This is a genomic window from Burkholderia sp. Bp9142 (assembly GCF_003853415.1).
Taxonomy (GTDB): Bacteria; Pseudomonadota; Gammaproteobacteria; order Burkholderiales; family Burkholderiaceae; genus Burkholderia.
Genome location: NZ_QTPP01000021.1, coordinates 114,118 through 131,104 on the forward strand (window position 1 = coordinate 114,118; position 16,987 = coordinate 131,104).

16 protein-coding genes and 1 other RNA gene are annotated in these 16,987 nt (G+C 65.2%); 5 read left to right on the top strand and 12 right to left on the bottom strand.

The features are described from left to right. Window positions 1-80: 80 nt before the first annotated feature. From DIE22_RS22780 to gyrA, 9 genes are all read right to left on the bottom strand, one after another. Window positions 81-404, bottom strand: coding sequence for an integration host factor subunit beta (locus tag DIE22_RS22780; RefSeq protein WP_124501930.1), 324 nt, complete (start codon window positions 402-404; stop codon window positions 81-83). Between the two features lie 22 nt (window positions 405-426). Then, window positions 427-2,139, bottom strand: a complete 1,713-nt coding sequence (gene rpsA / locus DIE22_RS22785) for a 30S ribosomal protein S1 (protein WP_124501929.1) — start codon at window positions 2,137-2,139, stop codon at window positions 427-429. Between the two features lie 141 nt (window positions 2,140-2,280). Next, window positions 2,281-2,967, bottom strand: a complete 687-nt coding sequence (cmk, locus tag DIE22_RS22790) for a (d)CMP kinase (protein WP_124606146.1) — start codon at window positions 2,965-2,967, stop codon at window positions 2,281-2,283. Window positions 2,968-2,980: 13 nt separating this feature from the next. Then, complete coding sequence (gene aroA / locus DIE22_RS22795; protein WP_124606147.1) at window positions 2,981-4,285, bottom strand: 3-phosphoshikimate 1-carboxyvinyltransferase; 1,305 nt, start codon at window positions 4,283-4,285, stop codon at window positions 2,981-2,983. Between the two features lie 13 nt (window positions 4,286-4,298). Continuing rightward, window positions 4,299-5,225, bottom strand: a complete 927-nt coding sequence (locus tag DIE22_RS22800) for a prephenate dehydrogenase/arogenate dehydrogenase family protein (RefSeq protein ID WP_124501926.1) — start codon at window positions 5,223-5,225, stop codon at window positions 4,299-4,301. A gap of 187 nt (window positions 5,226-5,412) precedes the next feature. Beyond that, complete coding sequence (gene pheA, locus DIE22_RS22805) at window positions 5,413-6,495, bottom strand: prephenate dehydratase (RefSeq protein WP_124501925.1); 1,083 nt, start codon at window positions 6,493-6,495, stop codon at window positions 5,413-5,415. 33 nt (window positions 6,496-6,528) lie between these two features. After that, entirely contained in the window at window positions 6,529-7,611 is a 1,083-nt protein-coding gene (gene serC, locus DIE22_RS22810; protein ID WP_124501924.1) for a 3-phosphoserine/phosphohydroxythreonine transaminase, read from the bottom strand. Between the two features lie 161 nt (window positions 7,612-7,772). Beyond that, window positions 7,773-8,372 carry a DUF2059 domain-containing protein gene (locus DIE22_RS22815; protein WP_124501923.1) on the bottom strand — a complete coding sequence of 200 codons (600 nt, stop codon included), beginning with the start codon at window positions 8,370-8,372 and terminating at the stop codon, window positions 7,773-7,775. 83 nt (window positions 8,373-8,455) lie between these two features. After that, entirely contained in the window at window positions 8,456-11,059 is a 2,604-nt protein-coding gene (gyrA, locus tag DIE22_RS22820; RefSeq protein ID WP_124606148.1) for a DNA gyrase subunit A, read from the bottom strand. 536 nt (window positions 11,060-11,595) lie between these two features. On the opposite strand from gyrA, the gene ompA reads away from it, so the two are divergent. The 4 genes from ompA (at window position 11,596) to ssrA (ending at window position 14,238) form a co-directional block, all read left to right on the top strand. Continuing rightward, the gene (gene ompA / locus DIE22_RS22825; RefSeq protein ID WP_124501921.1) at window positions 11,596-12,267 is read left to right on the top strand and encodes an outer membrane protein OmpA; all 672 of its coding nucleotides are present in this window, start codon (window positions 11,596-11,598) and stop codon (window positions 12,265-12,267) included. 155 nt (window positions 12,268-12,422) lie between these two features. Then, window positions 12,423-13,121 carry a bifunctional 2-polyprenyl-6-hydroxyphenol methylase/3-demethylubiquinol 3-O-methyltransferase UbiG gene (gene ubiG / locus DIE22_RS22830; protein WP_044844843.1) on the top strand — a complete coding sequence of 233 codons (699 nt, stop codon included), beginning with the start codon at window positions 12,423-12,425 and terminating at the stop codon, window positions 13,119-13,121. Between the two features lie 13 nt (window positions 13,122-13,134). Next, window positions 13,135-13,851, top strand: coding sequence for a phosphoglycolate phosphatase (gene gph, locus DIE22_RS22835; RefSeq protein ID WP_124501919.1), 717 nt, complete (start codon window positions 13,135-13,137; stop codon window positions 13,849-13,851). 17 nt (window positions 13,852-13,868) lie between these two features. Beyond that, window positions 13,869-14,238: a transfer-messenger RNA gene (gene ssrA, locus DIE22_RS22840) on the top strand. 272 nt (window positions 14,239-14,510) lie between these two features. Here ssrA and DIE22_RS22845 read toward each other — a convergent pair. The 3 genes from DIE22_RS22845 to DIE22_RS22855 all read right to left on the bottom strand — a co-directional run bounded on the left by DIE22_RS22845 (window position 14,511) and on the right by DIE22_RS22855 (window position 16,665). Then, a complete protein-coding gene (locus DIE22_RS22845) occupies window positions 14,511-14,864 on the bottom strand; it encodes a DUF4148 domain-containing protein (protein ID WP_124606149.1) in 354 nt (117 codons plus the stop codon). 320 nt (window positions 14,865-15,184) lie between these two features. Further along, the gene (locus DIE22_RS22850) at window positions 15,185-15,457 is read right to left on the bottom strand and encodes a hypothetical protein (protein WP_124606150.1); all 273 of its coding nucleotides are present in this window, start codon (window positions 15,455-15,457) and stop codon (window positions 15,185-15,187) included. Between the two features lie 101 nt (window positions 15,458-15,558). Further along, window positions 15,559-16,665: a substrate-binding domain-containing protein gene (locus DIE22_RS22855; RefSeq protein ID WP_124501916.1), complete on the bottom strand. Its 1,107-nt coding sequence runs from the start codon at window positions 16,663-16,665 to the stop codon at window positions 15,559-15,561. Window positions 16,666-16,796: 131 nt separating this feature from the next. On the opposite strand from DIE22_RS22855, the gene DIE22_RS22860 reads away from it, so the two are divergent. Beyond that, window positions 16,797-16,987: NAD(P)H-dependent oxidoreductase subunit E (locus tag DIE22_RS22860; RefSeq protein WP_185640668.1), on the top strand; the 191-nt coding region annotated here is incomplete at its 3' end.

The window sequence follows — 16,987 nt, forward strand, 5'->3', positions numbered from 1 at the left end:
CGGAAATGAAAAAAGCGCCCGCAAGGGGCGCTTTTTTCTTCAGCCTTCGCCGGACAGTTTCCGGGCAACCCGAACGACGCTCAATGCTCGTCGTCCGGATCATCAGCCTTCAGCGGCTCGCCGGCGCGGCCGTCGACGCGTTCACGCAACTCCTTGCCGGGCTTGAAGTGAGGCACGAACTTCTCGGGCACCTGCACTTTCTCCCCCGACTTCGGGTTGCGTCCGACGCGCGCCGGGCGACGGTTGAGGCCGAAGCTGCCGAAACCCCGAATTTCGATGCGATGCCCTTTCGACAGGGCGTCGGACATCGCATCGAGCATCGTTTTCACTGCGAAATCCGCATCCTTGAGGACAAGTTGCGGAAATCGCAGTGCCAGCTGCGCGACCAACTCGGATTTGGTCATACTTCAGCAGACCTCGTGAGGCTTACTGGTTCTGGCCGTCGAGCTTCGCCTTCAGCAGCGCGCCGAGGTTGGTCGTACCGGTCGCGGCAGCGCTGGTGTCCGACTGCAGGCCGCGGATCGCTTCCTGTTGTTCAGCCGAATCCTTCGCCTTGATCGACAGGTTGATGCCACGCGACTTGCGATCGATGTTGATCACCATCGCGTTGACCTTGTCACCTTCCTTCAGCACGTTGCGTGCGTCTTCGACGCGATCCTGCGAGATTTCCGATGCACGCAGGTAGCCTTCGATGTCGCCCGTCAGCGTGACGACAGCGCCCTTCGCATCGACCGACTTCACCACGCCGTCGACGATCGAACCCTTGTCGTTCATTGCAACGTAGTTGCTGAACGGGTCGCCTTCGAGCTGCTTGATGCCGAGCGAAATACGCTCCTTCTCGACGTCGATGCCGAGCACGATCGCTTCGACTTCGTCGCCCTTCTTGTACTTGCGAACGGCTTCTTCGCCGGCTTCGCTCCACGACAGGTCCGACAGGTGGACCAGGCCGTCGATGCCGCCCGGCAGACCGATGAACACGCCGAAGTCGGTGATCGACTTGATTGCGCCCGTGATCTTGTCGCCCTTCTTGAAGTTGCGGCTGAAGTCATCCCACGGATTCGGCTTGCACTGCTTCATGCCGAGGCTGATACGACGACGGTCTTCGTCGATCTCGAGGACCATGACTTCGACTTCGTCGCCCAGCTGGACAACCTTCGACGGCGCAACGTTCTTGTTGGTCCAGTCCATTTCCGACACGTGGACGAGGCCTTCGATGCCCGATTCCACTTCGACGAACGCGCCGTAGTCGGTGATGTTCGTGACCTTGCCGAACAGGCGCGTGCCCGACGGGTAACGGCGCGAGATGCCTTCCCACGGATCGTCGCCCAGTTGCTTGATGCCCAGCGAGACGCGGTTCTTTTCCTGGTCGAACTTGAGGATCTTCGCGGTGACTTCCTGGCCAACCGACAGGACTTCGCTCGGGTGACGCACACGACGCCATGCGATGTCGGTGATGTGCAGCAGGCCGTCGATGCCGCCGAGGTCGACGAACGCGCCGTAGTCGGTGATGTTCTTGACCACGCCGTTGACGATCGCGCCTTCCTTCAGCGTCTCGAGCAGCTTCGCGCGCTCTTCGCCTTGCGTTGCTTCGATCACTGCACGACGCGACAGCACGACGTTGTTACGCTTGCGATCGAGCTTGATCACGCGGAACTCGAGCGTCTTGCCTTCGTACGGGGTCGTGTCCTTGACCGGACGCGTGTCGACCAGCGAACCCGGCAGGAACGCGCGGATGCCGTTGACCATCACGGTCATGCCGCCCTTCACCTTGCCGGTGATCGTGCCGGTGACGAGTTCGTTGTTGTCGAGGGCCTTTTCCAGCGACAGCCACGATGCAAGGCGCTTCGCCTTGTCGCGCGACAGGATCGTGTCGCCGTAGCCGTTTTCGAGTGCGTCGATCGCGACGGACACGAAATCGCCCGACTGCACCTCAACCTCGCCCTGATCGTTCAGGAATTCCTCGATCGGAATGTAAGCCTCGGACTTCAGGCCTGCATTGACGACCACGAAGTTGTGGTCGACGCGCACGACTTCGGCGGAAATCACTTCGCCGGCGCGCATGTCTTGGCGGGTCAGCGACTCTTCGAACAGAGCCGCAAAGGATTCGGTATTCGGGGTGGAGGTTTGCAGGTCGGACATAAAAATCTGATTGTGCATGGTTCGCTGTGCCACGCCGGCCGGAATGGCAGGCTGAAAGGGCCAGATCGAAATCCACACGGGGTTAAGGGTTCGAAACACGCTTGGCGCTCACGCGCGAAGCACCTACTGCTGCCCGCCTTCTCAGGCGGGCTGGCCGAGCGCCCGGTACCACTGCAGCACCTGGTCGACAGCCTCGTCGACCGAAAGCGCCGACGTATCGAGCAGCCTGGCATCTGCCGCGGGCTTCAGCGGCGCGGCCGCGCGATTGCTGTCGCGCGCGTCACGTTCACGAAGATCCCGGAGCAAGTCATCTATATTAGCAGAAAAACCTTTTTGCATCAATTGCTTATACCGTCTGGCCGCGCGCGCCTCGGCGCTGGCCGTCAGGAACACCTTCAGCACGGCGTCCGGGAAGATCACGGTGCCCATGTCGCGCCCGTCGGCGACGAGGCCCGGCGTCTTGCGGAACGCGCGCTGGCGCGCCACGAGCGCGGTGCGCACCGGCCCGTGCACGGCAATCGCCGACGCGCGGTTGCCGACTGCTTCGGCGCGGATGTCGTTCGACACGTCGACGCCGTCGAGCTGCGCGCAGCCCTCGCGGAACGTGATGTGAAGATCGTCGATCAGCTTCACGAGCGCGTCGATGTCCTCCGCCGCGATGCCGTAGCGCACGCTCGCGAGCGCCGCGAGACGGTACAGCGCGCCGCTGTCGAGCAGGTGGAAGCCGAGATGCGCGGCGACGAGCGCCGCGACGGTCCCCTTGCCGGAAGCGGTCGGACCGTCGATCGTGATGACGGGAGTCGGGTGAAAGGGTCGGGTCGATTTCATCGGGTCAGTCGGGTCAGGCTTTGGCGAGCGCGGCGAAGCGGTCGAAATAGTCGGGGAACGTCTTGCCGACGCACTTCGGATCGTTGATCCGCACGGGCACGCCGCCCAGGCTGACGAGCGAGAAGCACATCGCCATCCGGTGATCGTCGTACGTGTCGATCGCCGCGTTCGGCGTGAGCTTTTCCGGCGGCGTGACGATCAGATAGTCGGCGCCTTCCTCGACGGTCGCGCCGACCTTGCGCAGTTCGGTCGCCATCGCGGCGATACGATCGGTTTCCTTCACGCGCCAGCTCGCGATGTTGCGCAGCGTACTGGTGCCGCTCGCGAACAGCGCCGCGACCGCGATCGTCATCGCCGCGTCGGGAATCAGGTTGAAGTCCATGTCGATCGGGTCGAGCTTGCCGTGGTCGTAGCCGATGCCGCGCACCTCGATCCAGTCGTCGCCCATCGAGACGTTCGCGCCCATCTGCATCAGTGCATTCGCGAAGCCGACGTCGCCCTGGATGCTCGCGCGCCCCACGCCCTCGACGCGCAGCGGACCGCCGCCGAGCGCGCCGGCCGCGAGGAAGTACGAGGCCGACGACGCATCGCCCTCGACCATGATGCGCCCCGGCGAACGGTAGCGGACGCCGGCCGGCACGACGAAGCGCTGCCAGCCGTCGCGCTCGACGGTCACGCCGAAGCGCTCCATCAGCCGGATCGTGATGTCGATGTACGGCTTCGAGATCAGCTCGCCGTCGACTTCGACGACGATCCTGCCATCCTTCGCCTTCACGAGCGGCAGCGTCATCAGCAACGCGGTGAGGAACTGGCTCGACACGTCACCGCGCACGCGGATCGGCGCGTCGACCGTGATGGCCGCTGGCTTGATCCGCAGCGGCGGAAAGCCTTCGTTCTGCTCGTAGTCGATCTGCGCACCGATCTGCCGCAGGCCATCGACGAGGTCGCCGATCGGCCGCTCGTGCATGCGCGGCACGCCGTGCACACGATAGTCGCCGCCGTTGACCGCAAGCGCCGCCGTCAACGGCCGCACCGCCGTGCCCGCATTGCCGAGGAACAGGTCGGCAGTCTTCGCCGTGAACGCGCCGCGCGTGCCGGTGACGACACAGGTGTCGCCCTCGCGCGCGAGCCTCACGCCGAGCTTGCCGAGCGCATCGAGCATCACGCGCGTGTCGTCGGAATCCAGCAGGTTGGTGATCGTCGTGTCGCCTTCGGCAAGCGCCGCGAGCAGCAGCACGCGGTTCGAGATGCTTTTCGAGCCGGGCAGGCGCACGGTGCCCGAAGCGCTGGAATACGGGCCGAGATCGAGATAGTCCATGGGAATCGTCCTGTTATTTCTTGACCGGTTCGGCAGCGGGCTGCGCGCCGCGCTCCTGCCATGCCTTGCGTGCGGCGCGCGAGCGCGTGAACACGGCTTCGAGCGCCGCGCCGTCGCCGGCGTCGATCGCCGCACGCAGCCGTGCGAGCACGCGCGTGTAGCCGTCGAGCTCGTCGAGCAGCGCGGCGCGATTCGCGACGCACACGTCGCGCCACATTTCCGGGCTCGACGCCGCGATCCGCGTGAAGTCGCGGAAGCCGCCCGCCGCGTACGAGAATTTCAGTTCGGCATCCGCCTCGCCGAGGATCTGCTCGACGAGCGCGAACGACAGCACGTGCGGCAGATGACTGATCGACGCGAACACGCGATCGTGCTGCTCGGTACTCATCGTGCGCACGTCGGCGCCGGTGGCCCGCCACATCGCGTCGATCCGCGCGACCGATGCGGGCGCATTCTCCGGCAGCGGGCACAGCACGACGTTGCGGCCGACGTACAGATCCGGCAGCGCAGCTTCGACGCCGCTCGACTCGCGCCCGGCGATCGGGTGGCCCGGCACGAACTGCGGGATCCGCGCGCCGAGCACTTCACGTGCCGCCGCAACGACGTCGGACTTGGTGCTGCCCGCGTCGGTGACGATCGTCGCGGCGTCGAGCCACGGCGCGATGCGCGCGAGCAACGGGCCCGTTTGCGCGACGGGTGCGGCCAGCAGCACGAGATCGGCGCCGGCAAGCGCGTCGCGCAGCTGCGCATCGTCGTCGAGCGCCGCTGCACGATCGATCACGCCGAGTGTGAGCGCGCGCTCGACCGAGGCACGCGAACGGCCGACGCCGACGACTTCGCCCGCGCCGCCCGGCGCGCGCTCGCGCAGTGCGCGCGCCAGCGATCCGCCGATCAGGCCGACGCCGAAGATGACCAGTTTGTTGAATGCAAAGCCTGACACGACAAGAGCCAAGTGACGCGCGCGGAACGATGCCCCGCGCGCGGAAGTCCAGATCCCGGGCAACGGGCCCGCACCCGGCGCGACCCGCGCCGGATACCGCCCGAACCCGCCTACGGCAGTGCCGGCCGGCCTGCCCCTGCCCGCTTCGCCGCGCCGCCTCACGGTGCAGGCGACGGGCCGCCGCGCGTCAGCGCGCGCGCGGATACGAACCGAGTATCTTCAGGAACGCGGCCTTCTGGCCGAGCTCCGCAAGCGCGGCGGCCACGGCCGCCTCGTCCCGATGCCCTTCGATGTCGATGTAGAAGTAATACTCCCACGTGCCGACGCGCGCCGGACGCGACTCGAAGCGCGTCATCGACACGCCGTGCCGCGCGAGCGGTTCGAGCAGCTTGAACACGGCGCCCGGCTCGTTCTTCACCGATACGATCAGCGAGGTCTGGTCGTGACCGCTCTGCCCGGACGGCTGCTTGCCGATGATCACGAAGCGCGTGCGGTTATGCGGATCGTCCTGAATCAGCGAGAACGCGATCTGCAGCCCGTAGTGTGCGGCCGCGCGGTCGCCCGCGATCGCCGCAACGCTCGGGTCGGCCGCCGCGAGACGCGCGGCTTCCGCGTTGCTCGACACCGCTTGCCGCTCGAGCTGCGGCGCGTTCGCGGCAAGCCACTGCTGGCATTGCGCGAGCGCCTGCGCATGCGCGCAGACACGCGTCAGGCCATCGAGCGTGCCGCTCTGCGTGAGCAGGTTGTGATGGATCGGCAGCGCGAGCTCGCCGCTGATCAGCAACTGGGTCTGCAGCAGCAGGTCGAGCGTGCGCGACACCGCGCCTTCGGTCGAGTTCTCGACGGGCGCGATGCCGAATGCGGACGCGCCTGCCTCGACCGAGCGGAACACCTCGTCGATCGACGGGCATGGCAGCCCTTCGATCGACTGGCCGAAATACTCGAACATCGCCTGTTCACTGTACGTGCCGACCGGCCCGAGGAACGCGACGTGGATCGTCTGCTCGAGCGCACGGCTCGCGGCCATGATCTCGCGCCAGATGGCGCTGATGTGCTCGCTCGCGAGCGGCCCCGCGCTCATGTCCTGCAGGCGCGCGATCACCTGCAGCTCGCGCTCCGGCCGGAACACCGGCGCGTTGAATTGCTTCTTGACCTCGCCCACCTCGAGCGCCACCGCCGCGCGCTGGTTGAGAAGCGCGATCAGCTGCGCGTCGATCGCATCGATGCGGTCGCGCAGCGGTTTCAGGCGGGAATTCAGTTCGTCGTCCATGCGTTTTGCCGTGCTGTTTGAACAGTGTCGCCGTCAGGCGCCGCGCTGTTCGAAATCCTTCATGTACTCGACGAGCGCTTTCACGCCCGCGAGCGGCACCGCGTTGTAGATCGACGCCCGCATGCCGCCGACGGACTTGTGGCCCTTCAGCTGCAGCAGCCCGCGCGCCTTTGCGCCGGCAAGGAAGTCTTCATTGCGCGTTTCGTCGGCCAGGAAAAAGGGCACGTTCATTCGCGAACGCACCGCCGGCTCGACCTTGTTCAGATAGAAGCTGCTCGCATCGATCGTGTCGTAGAGCAGCTTCGCCTTCTCGATATTGCGGGCCTCGATCGCCTCGAGGCCGCCCAGCCGCTTCAGCCACTGGAACACGAGACCCGCGATGTAGATCGCATAGGTGGGCGGCGTGTTGTACAGCGAGTTGTTCTCGGCGACGGTCTTCCATTCGAACGCGGACGGACAGATCGACAGCGCGCGATCGAGCAGATCCTCGCGCACGATCACGACCGTCACGCCCGCCATCCCGATGTTCTTCTGCGCGCCGCCGAACAGCACGCCGTACTTCGCGACGTCCATCGGGCGCGACAGGATGTGCGACGACACGTCCGCGACGAGCGGCACGTCGCCGAGGTCGGGAATCTCGAACGTCTCGACGCCGTCGATCGTCTCGTTCGTGCACAGATGCACGTAGGCCGGATCGGCCGACAATTGCCAGTCGGCGCGGGCGGGCGCGCGCGTGAAACCGTCCGCCGTCTTGCCGGAGGCGGCCAGATGCGGCGTGCCGTATTTCTTCGCTTCGTTGAACGACTTCTGCGACCACGAGCCCGTCACGACGAAGTCGGCGGTCTTGCGCGAACCGAGCAGGTTCATCGGCACGATCGCGTTCTCGGCAATGCCGCCACCCTGCAGGAACAGGATCCGGTGGCTGGCCGGCACGTCGAGCAGCTCGCGCAGGTCGGCCAGCGCCGCCTCGTGGATCGACATGAATTCCTTGCCGCGATGGCTCATCTCCATCACGCTCATGCCGCTGCCGTGCCAGTCGAGCATTTCATCGGCGGCCTGCCGCAGCACTTCCTCGGGGAGCGCCGCAGGACCGGCGGAGAAATTAAAGACGCGCATCGTGAAAACCTCGGGAGGGACGCGACCGGCTTGCCGCCGGCAGAAAGAACCGCGCCAGAAAAGGAATGGCCGCTTGCGCTCGCGCGCAAACGGCCATTATCGCACTGTCATCAGGCTCCCGCCAAACCCGGCCGAACGGCCGGGCGGCATGCCCGGACGGCTTACTTGCCCGGCTTGACTGCCGCGACTTCCTTGTCAGCCTGCGCGCGCGTCGCCTGGATCGCTTGCGGCATGTACTTCTGCATCAGGCCGTTGACCACGTCGCGGCCAACCTGATCCTGAACCTGGATGAACTTGCGGCCCGTCGGGCTCTTGTAGAACGTCGTCAGATCCTTGATCTCCGACGTGCTGTAGTACTTCGCGTACGCGTCGTACTGCGCCGACATCGCGTCGTTCTGGAACTGCTGCGTGCCGAACACCTTGCCCGCGCCGTCAACCAGCTTCGGCACGGCATTCTTCTGCAGCGCCGGCACGGCGGCCTGCTTCTGCTTGTCGTTCAGCGTCTTGTTTTCCGACAGCGCGTCCGACAGGATCGCCGGCACGAGCTGCTTTGCCTGCATCTCGGCGCTGTTGCCGATAGCCGACACGAGCTTCGGCGCGTCGATCGCGTCGAGCAGATCCTTGATCGCCGCCTTCTTGTCGGCGTCGATCGGCGCAGCTGCCGCGGTCGCAGCCGGTGCGGAATTCGACAGCGCTTGCGCCATCGCGAACGTCGGCACCAGTGCAGCCAGCAGAACCAGTTGCTTGAATTGCTTTTGCATCATCACTCCCTTTTGGAAATATGAATGGTTGCTCGCCGACCGCGGCGCCTGGCGCCCGCGGCGGCTCGAGTCTCATCCGTTCTTCAGGCTTCGCCGTCCGACGCCTCGTCGGCCTCGCCATCGCCCTCCTCGGCTTCCGCGATCTGCTGCAGGCCGGAGAGCTTGGTACCCTCATCGAGACTGATGAGTGTAACACCTTGCGTAGCGCGCCCCATCTCGCGAATCTCGGACACGCGGGTACGAATCAACACGCCGGCCGTCGTGATCAGCATGATCTGGTCCTCGGCGTCGACGAGCGTCGCGGCCACGACCTTGCCGTTGCGCTCCGACGTCTGGATCGCGATCATCCCCTTCGTGCCGCGGCCGTGACGCGTGTACTCGGTGATCGGCGTGCGCTTGCCGTAGCCGTTCTCGGTCGCGGTGAGCACCGTCTGCTCTTCGCTGCCCGCGACCAGCAGCGCGATGACCTGCTGCCCGTCCTCGAGCTGCATGCCGCGCACGCCGCGCGCTTCGCGCCCCATCGGGCGCACGTCGTTCTCGTCGAAGCGCACGGCCTTGCCGGCGTCGGAGAACAGCATCACGTCGTGCGCGCCGTCGGTGATCGAGGCGCCGATCAGGTAGTCGCCGTCGTCGAGACCGACCGCGATGATGCCCTTCTTCATCGGACGGCTGAATGCCTCGAGCGGCGTCTTCTTCACGGTGCCGAGCGACGTCGCCATGAACACGAACTTGTCGGCCGAGAACTCCTTGACCGGCAGCACGACGTTGATCTTCTCGCCATCCTGCAGCGGGAACATGTTGACGATCGGACGGCCGCGCGAGTTGCGCGAGCCCTGCGGCACTTCGTAGACCTTGACCCAGTAAACGCGGCCGCGGTTCGAGAAGCACAGGATGTAATCGTGCGTGTTCGCGATGAACAGCGTCTCGATCCAGTCGTCTTCCTTCATCTGCGTCGCCTGCTTGCCGCGACCGCCGCGCTTCTGCGCGCGATACTCGGACAACGGCTGCGACTTCACGTAACCCGCGTGCGACATCGTGACGACCATGTCCTGCGGCGTGATCAGGTCTTCCGTGTTCAGCTCGGTCGCGTTCAGCTCGATCTTCGAGCGGCGTGCGTCGCCGAATTCGGCCTTCACCGTCGTCAGCTCCTCGCCGATCATCGTCGTGATCCGCTCGGGGCGCGCGAGGATGTCCAGCAGGTCGGCGATCTGCGCCATCACTTCGCGGTACTCGCCGATGATCTTGTCCTGCTCGAGACCAGTCAGGCGCTGCAGGCGCATCTGCAGGATTTCCTGGGCCTGGGTGTCGGACAGTCGGTACAGCCCGTCGACCTGCATCCCGAACGCCGGGTTCAGGCCTTCCGGACGGTACGCGGAGCGCCCGCCCGCCGCTGCGTTCTCGGTTTCCGCGCGCGTCAGCATCTCGCGCACGAGCGACGAATCCCACGGCTTCGCCATCAGTTCCTGCTTCGCGATCGGCGGCGTCGGCGCAGCCTTGATGATCGCGATGAACTCGTCGATGTTCGCGAGCGCGACCGCGAGACCTTCGAGCACGTGGCCGCGTTCGCGGGCCTTGCGCAGTTCGTAGATCGTGCGGCGCGTCAGCACTTCGCGTCGATGCGACAGGAAGCACTGCACGATTTCCTTCAGGTTCAGCAGCTTCGGCTGGCCGTCGACCAGCGCGACCATGTTCATGCCGAACGTGTCCTGCAGCTGCGTCGCCTTGTACAGGTTGTTCAGCACCACTTCGGGCACTTCGCCGCGCTTCAGCTCGATCACGACGCGCATGCCGCTCTTGTCGGACTCGTCGCGGATGTCGGAGATGCCTTCGAGCTTCTTCTCGTTGACGAGCTCGGCGATGCGCTCGAGCAGCGAGCGCTTGTTCACCTGGTACGGCAGCTCGTCGACGATGATCGCCATCCGCTGGCCGCGGTCGATCTCCTCGAAGTGCGTGGCCGCGCGCATCACGACGCGGCCGCGGCCGGTGCGATAGCCGTCGCGCACGCCGGCGACGCCGTAGATGATGCCGGCCGTCGGGAAGTCCGGCGCCGGGATGATCTCGATCAGCTCGTCGATCGTCGCTTCCGGGTTGTTCAGCAGGTGCTGACAAGCGTCGACGACTTCGTTCAGGTTGTGCGGCGGGATGTTGGTCGCCATGCCGACCGCGATGCCCGACGAGCCGTTGATCAGCAGGTTCGGAATGCGCGACGGCAGGACCGACGGCTGCATCTCGTTGCCATCGTAGTTCGGCTCGAAGTCGACCGTTTCCTTGTCGATGTCGGCGAGCAGCTCGTGACCGATCTTCGCCATGCGAATTTCGGTGTAACGCATCGCCGCGGCGTTGTCGCCATCGATCGAGCCGAAGTTGCCCTGTCCGTCGATCAGCATGTAGCGCAGCGAGAAGTCCTGCGCCATCCGCACGATCGTGTCGTACACCGCGGTATCGCCGTGAGGGTGGTACTTACCGATCACGTCACCGACGATACGCGCCGATTTCTTGTACGCGCGGTTCCAGTCGTTGTTCAGTTCGTGCATCGCGAACAGTACGCGCCGGTGCACGGGCTTCAGGCCATCGCGGACATCCGGAAGGGCACGTCCGACGATCACGCTCATCGCGTAATCGAGATACGAACGGCGCATTTCCTCCTCGAGGGAGGTGGGCAGGGTCTCTTTGGCGAATTGATCCATGTATCCGTATCGTTTCGGAGCGAAGACGGCGAACGCCTTTCGCGTGGGCGCTGCATGCGCAACGCAACGCGAGATTCTAACATGCGCCCATCAGCCGCCAATTCGCCGCCCCCTCTATATGTAAACAGCAAAAATCGCGGCCACGGCGGCGGCACCGATACTGGCGGCGATCGCGCCCTTTCAGATGGCCCCGGGATCCGAGCGCATCCGTTTCACGCACGCGAGTAAACACTTGCGGCCTTTCGCGCAATTTCGCCGACACACCCTTGACAATCTCTAAAAGTTACGGCAGGCCGGTGTTGCGCATGCACCACAAAGTTGAAGCGATCTTGGGGTGGGGAGGATTTTTTTTCGTAGGAAGGGAACGATATGGCAAAATGCCAACGCACTGAAAGTTAGACGCTGCTCGAAGTCTACACAGAGCGGTGCCGCGTTTTTTGTGCCGCACCAATGTTATACTTCGAGCAATGTATGACTTGTCACCGTCAACAGGCTCGCAGTAAACCTGCGGTAATCTCAATTTCGAGAGGAGAAATATGAATAAACTTTCAAAGCTCGCGTTCATTGCAGCTACCGCAGTTATGGCTGCATCCGCTTCGGCACAGTCGGTGCCGGCGTCGCGTCAAGCCGTCAACGACAACTGGGTGAACGGCACGGGCGAATGGGTGTGGATGAACGGCACGAACGAGCTCTGCTGGCGTGACGCGTTCTGGACGCCGGCCACCGCCAACGCAAAGTGCGATGGCGCACTGGTCGCCCAGGCACCGCAGCCGCCGGTCGCTCCGGCTGCCGCTCCGGCCATCACGAGCCAGAAGATCACGTACCAGGCCGACGCCCTGTTCGACTTCGACAAGGCAACGCTCAAGCCGCTGGGCAAGCAGAAGCTGGACGAACTGGCTTCGAAGATCCAGGGCATGAACACGGAAGTGGTCGTCGCAACGGGCTACACGGACCGCATCGGTTCGGACAAGTACAACGACCGTCTGTCGCTGCGCCGTGCGCAAGCCGTCAAGTCGTACCTGGTCAGCAAGGGTGTCCCGGCCAACAAGATCTACACGGAAGGCAAGGGCAAGCGCAACCCGGTCACGACCGGCTGCAACCAGAAGAACCGCAAGCAACTGATCGCCTGCCTCGCACCGGACCGCCGCGTGGAAGTCGAAGTGGTCGGTACGCAAGAAGTCCAGAAGACGACCGTTCCGGCGCAGTAAGCCGCGGTTTTCGACTGCTTCAAAGCCCCGCTCCGGCGGGGCTTTTTCATTGACGCCCCGTCCGGGCGCTCGCCGCTTCGCCGCTCGTCCGCATCTTATATACTCGGGGCTGACGCGCCGTTGCACCGCCCTCCTCCCGTAGCCCGTTTGCCGACATGACCAACGCCGATCCGCACGAACTCCAGAAATTCAGCGACCTCGCCCATCGGTGGTGGGATCCGAATGCCGAATTCAAACCCTTGCACGACCTGAACCCGGTCCGGCTCGGCTGGATCGACTCGCACGCGCACCTCGCCGGCAAGCGCGCGCTCGATATCGGCTGCGGCGGCGGCATCCTGTCCGAATCGATGGCCGGGCTCGGCGCGCAGGTCAAAGGCATCGACCTGTCGACCGAAGCGCTCGGCGTCGCCGACCTGCACAGCCTCGAAAGCGGCATCACGGTCGACTACGAGGCGATCGCGGCCGAAGCGATCGCCGAACGCGAGCCGGGCACCTATGACGTCGTCACGTGCATGGAGATGCTCGAGCACGTGCCGTCGCCGGCCGGCGTCGTCGCCGCGTGCGCGACGCTCGTCAAACCGGGCGGCTGGGTGTTCTTCTCGACACTGAACCGCAACCTGAAGTCGTACCTGTTCGCGGTGATCGGCGCGGAATACATCGCACAGATGCTGCCGAAGGGCACCCACGACTACGCGCGCTTCATCCGCCCCTCGGAACTGGCGAGCTTCGTGCGCGGGACCGATCTGCACATCGTGGAGATCAAGGGCATTACCTATCACCCGATCGGCAAGCGCTTCGCGCTGTCGAACGACACCGACATCAACTATCTCGTTGCGTGCCGCCGCGGCGCGTGACCTTCCGACCGGCATGACGACTCCCCTTTCGACCGAGCGAGCCGCACTCGACGAGCCGCGCCTGCTGCACTGCGACGCGGTGCTGTTCGACCTCGACGGCACGCTCGCCGATACGGCGCCCGACCTGGCTGCCGCCGTCAACAAGATGCAGCGCGTGCGCGGCCTGCCCGAAACACCGCTCGACGTGCTGCGGCCGCTGGCATCGGCCGGTGCGCGCGGCCTGCTCGGCGGCGCGTTCGGCATCGACCCGCAATCGCACGGCTACGAAGCGATGCGCGACGAGTTCCTGACCAATTACGCGACGGACATCTGCGTGTACACGATGCTCTTCCCCGGCATCGGCGACGTGCTCGACGAACTCGATGCGCGCGGCGTGCGCTGGGGCATCGTCACGAACAAGGCGATGCGCCTCACCGCACCGCTCGCCGACCTGCTCGGCCTGGCGCCGCGCGCGGCCTGCATCGTCGGGGGCGACACAACGCCGCACCCGAAACCGCATCCGGCCCCGCTGCTGCATGCGGCCCAACAAATGACGCTCGCGCCCGAGCGTATCGTCTATGTCGGCGACGATCTTCGCGACATCCAGGCCGGCAGCGCGGCAGGCATGTCGACGGTCGCGGCCGCCTACGGTTATTGCGGCGACGGCGCCGCGCCGGCCGACTGGCAAGCGCAGCATCTCGTCGGCTCCACGCAGGAACTGCGCGAACTGCTGCGCGATGTTGGGCTATAATGGTTGATCTTATCCGCGGGGGCGACCTGGTTTCGACAGGGGTTGTGAAGCGGCTAGGGCATGTCGAGGACCCGTCACCTCGTTAATCAATGGGAAAATCGTAACTGCAAACGACGATACGTTCGCACTGGCAGCCTAACGGCCGCCGTCCTCTGCCTAGTTCACTGACGGGCTAGTGTCGCAAGACCGGTAGCAATACCGCCAGAGGTCATTTACGTCAGTTAAGCCCTGTCGGCGTCGCGACGCCAGGGTCGAAAACCTAGCGAATCGCCGTAGTGCAGCGTGTTCGTCCGCGTCGCTGCGGTTAAATCAAATGACTGAACTAAACATGTAGAACTAGTCGTGGAGCGCTTCTGGACGCGGGTTCGATTCCCGCCGCCTCCACCAAATTCCGCGCTTGACGCACGAACCCCGCACGACGCGAGTCTGCGGGGTTTTTTGTTGCCGGCGAAACCCTACGTCCCGCACCTTCCGAAAAAGCGCCCGGCCCCGGACGGGCCGGGCGGAATGCCGCCGGTGTTCCCGCGGCAGGAGGTGACGGAGGCTCGGTATCGGCCGCACGGTGACTGACCGCGGCGGACGGCATCTCGCCCGGCGCCGCGCGGCGGACGCAACGCGTCATCGCACCCGCCGCGCGGCCTCACCGGCGATGCCCAGGTTTAGCTACCGCGATACAGCGACTTCATTTCTTCGGCGCTCGCCGGACGCACACCGATCGCGCGCGAGCCCGACGCCGATGCGCCGTGCACCTGCGCGCCGTAACCGCTGGCGTCGGCGCCTTGTGCCTGGGCGAGTGCGCTGCGCTGCTGCTCGGCGACGCGGGCAGTGGCAGCCTGGATGGCTTCCGGATAGTGCGGATCCTCGCCGCGGGCGGTGTTGTAACCGGCCTGCTGGAGTTGAACCAGTTCGGCGCGAACCTGTGCACGGGTGAGTGCCGAGCCGGACTGCGCGAACGACACGACCGGGGCAGCGAGAGCGGCAGCAACGACAACGGCTTGAACGAGCGACTTCATGATGACCTACCTCCAGATTTGTCTGATTTCGCGGTGAACACCCGTTCATCGCTGACAAACCGAAGTTTATGTAGGCGCGTGCTTAAGAATAAGGCAGGTTTCAGGAAGGCATTCTTCCTGAATTCAGGGTAAACCCTAGATTCAAGAATTCGACATTCGCCCGATCCAGCCCCGGGCGTTCGTACCGAACAACAACGTGCCGCAAAAACACGGGCCCCGCGCAGCAGCAAGCTTCGCGGGGCCCGGAGATAGCCGTCCAACCCCGTGCGGTTATCGGCAACGCAGTCGCGGCGGCAGCGATGCCGCACACCGGCGCGGGTTTACTGGGTGTCCAGCGGGCACTTCAGGTTGCAACCGTTCGGATCGCCCATATCGCCCTTGCGGCGCAACGCCGACTTCTTGCCGCTCTGGAATTTCTGCGACGGCGTTGACGCCGCGAACGGCATCTGCGGATGCTCGTTCAGGCGGAACTGGTCGCTCAGAATCCCGCCCGGCACGCCCGGGGAATTCTGTGCAAGCGCAAACGGCGAAACAGCAACAAGAAGAAGCCCCGCGGTCAACGCTGCCGCAGAGAAGGGAACGGAAAGTTTCATGGCGGAATGACGCCTGAACGGCGTGCTTGTTGGAACGTTGATCAAGCGGCAAGCGTAGCGCAAATCCCCCACTGCTGCAGCGCGATTCGCGCGCGCCTCCGTTACCGCGCGTTGCCGTCCGGCACCCCCGCCCCGGCGCTGCCGGCGAGCCCCGTCGCGATGCCGGTCAGCGTCCCGCACGCGGCCGGATCGTAGCCGTCGAGATGCGCGACGCGCTCGACGAAGCGCGCATCGCGCAGCAAGGCCAGCACGCCCGCGAGCGGGCGCGAGTCGAGTCGCGCGCGTTCGCATGCGAAGTAATAGTCCTCGTCGACGACCGGGATGAAATCGAGCCCGAAATGACGGGCGGCGGGCTCCACGCCGAAGCCGAGATCGGCCATCCCGCTCGCGACGAACGCGGCGATCGCCGAATGCGTGAGTTCGGCCGACGCATAGCCGTCGATCCGCTCGGGATCGATGCCGATCGCGCGCAACGCGAGATCGAGCAGCATCCGCGTACCCGACCCCGGCTGCCGGTTGACGAAGCGGATGTCGTTGCGGGCGAGATCGGCGAGCCCGCGGACCTGCTTCGGATTGCCGCGCGGCACGAACAGCCCCTGCTGGCGACGCGTCAGATGAATCAGCACGTGCCGCGTGTCGTCGAGCCACGGCCGGTAGATCTGCGCGCACTGCTCGCGGAACGCGCCGCGCGGCAGATGGAACCCGGCCAGCTCGCATTCGCCGCGCGCGAGCGCCTGCACGGCCTCGACACTCTCGCGATACTTGATGTCGACGGCTGCCTGCGCATCGACGAGCGCGGATACGAGCGTCGCGACCGCATAGCCGTGCGATGCATGGATACGCACGGCGCCATCGCGCTGCGCGAGCCGCCGGTTCAGGTCGCTCGCCACCTCGGCCGCCAGCGCGCGCAGGTTCCCGTCGAGACGGCTGCGCGCGAGGCGCTGCGCGTCGACAACCGCCTGCCCCAACTCCGACAGCGTCGAGCCCTTGCCGCGCGCGGTTTCGATCAACTCGCCGCCGACGCACGACTCCAGCGCCCGCAGCATGCCCCACGCGTGCCGATACGACAGCCCTTTCGCCTGCGCGGCCTGCGCGATGCTGCCCGTATCGGCCACGAGCGCCAGCAACGGAGCGACGTCCGACAGGCTGGCGGTGCGGCCCTCCGAGTCGCGTACGGTCAGATACGCGTCGCATTCGATTCGAATCAATTATGCACTCCGATTTCCTATTGCGACTGTGAAATCTTCCGCTTATCGTTGTCTAAAATCAATCAGAACGAAGTCCCATTGCGCACTATATGCATTACAAGCGCATATGAGACTTTGGAGGAGCATAACCGATGTCCCCGAATTCCCCTGCGCCCGACGCGCTCGTCGAGCGCCATGCGCGCGCCGGCCGCTCGCTCGTCGCGATCCTGCACGCGATCCAGGACGACGCGGGCTTCGTGCCGGCTGGCTGCATCGCGCCGCTCGCGAAGGCGCTGAACCTGTCGCGCGCCGAAGTGCACGGCGTGCTCACTTATTACCACCA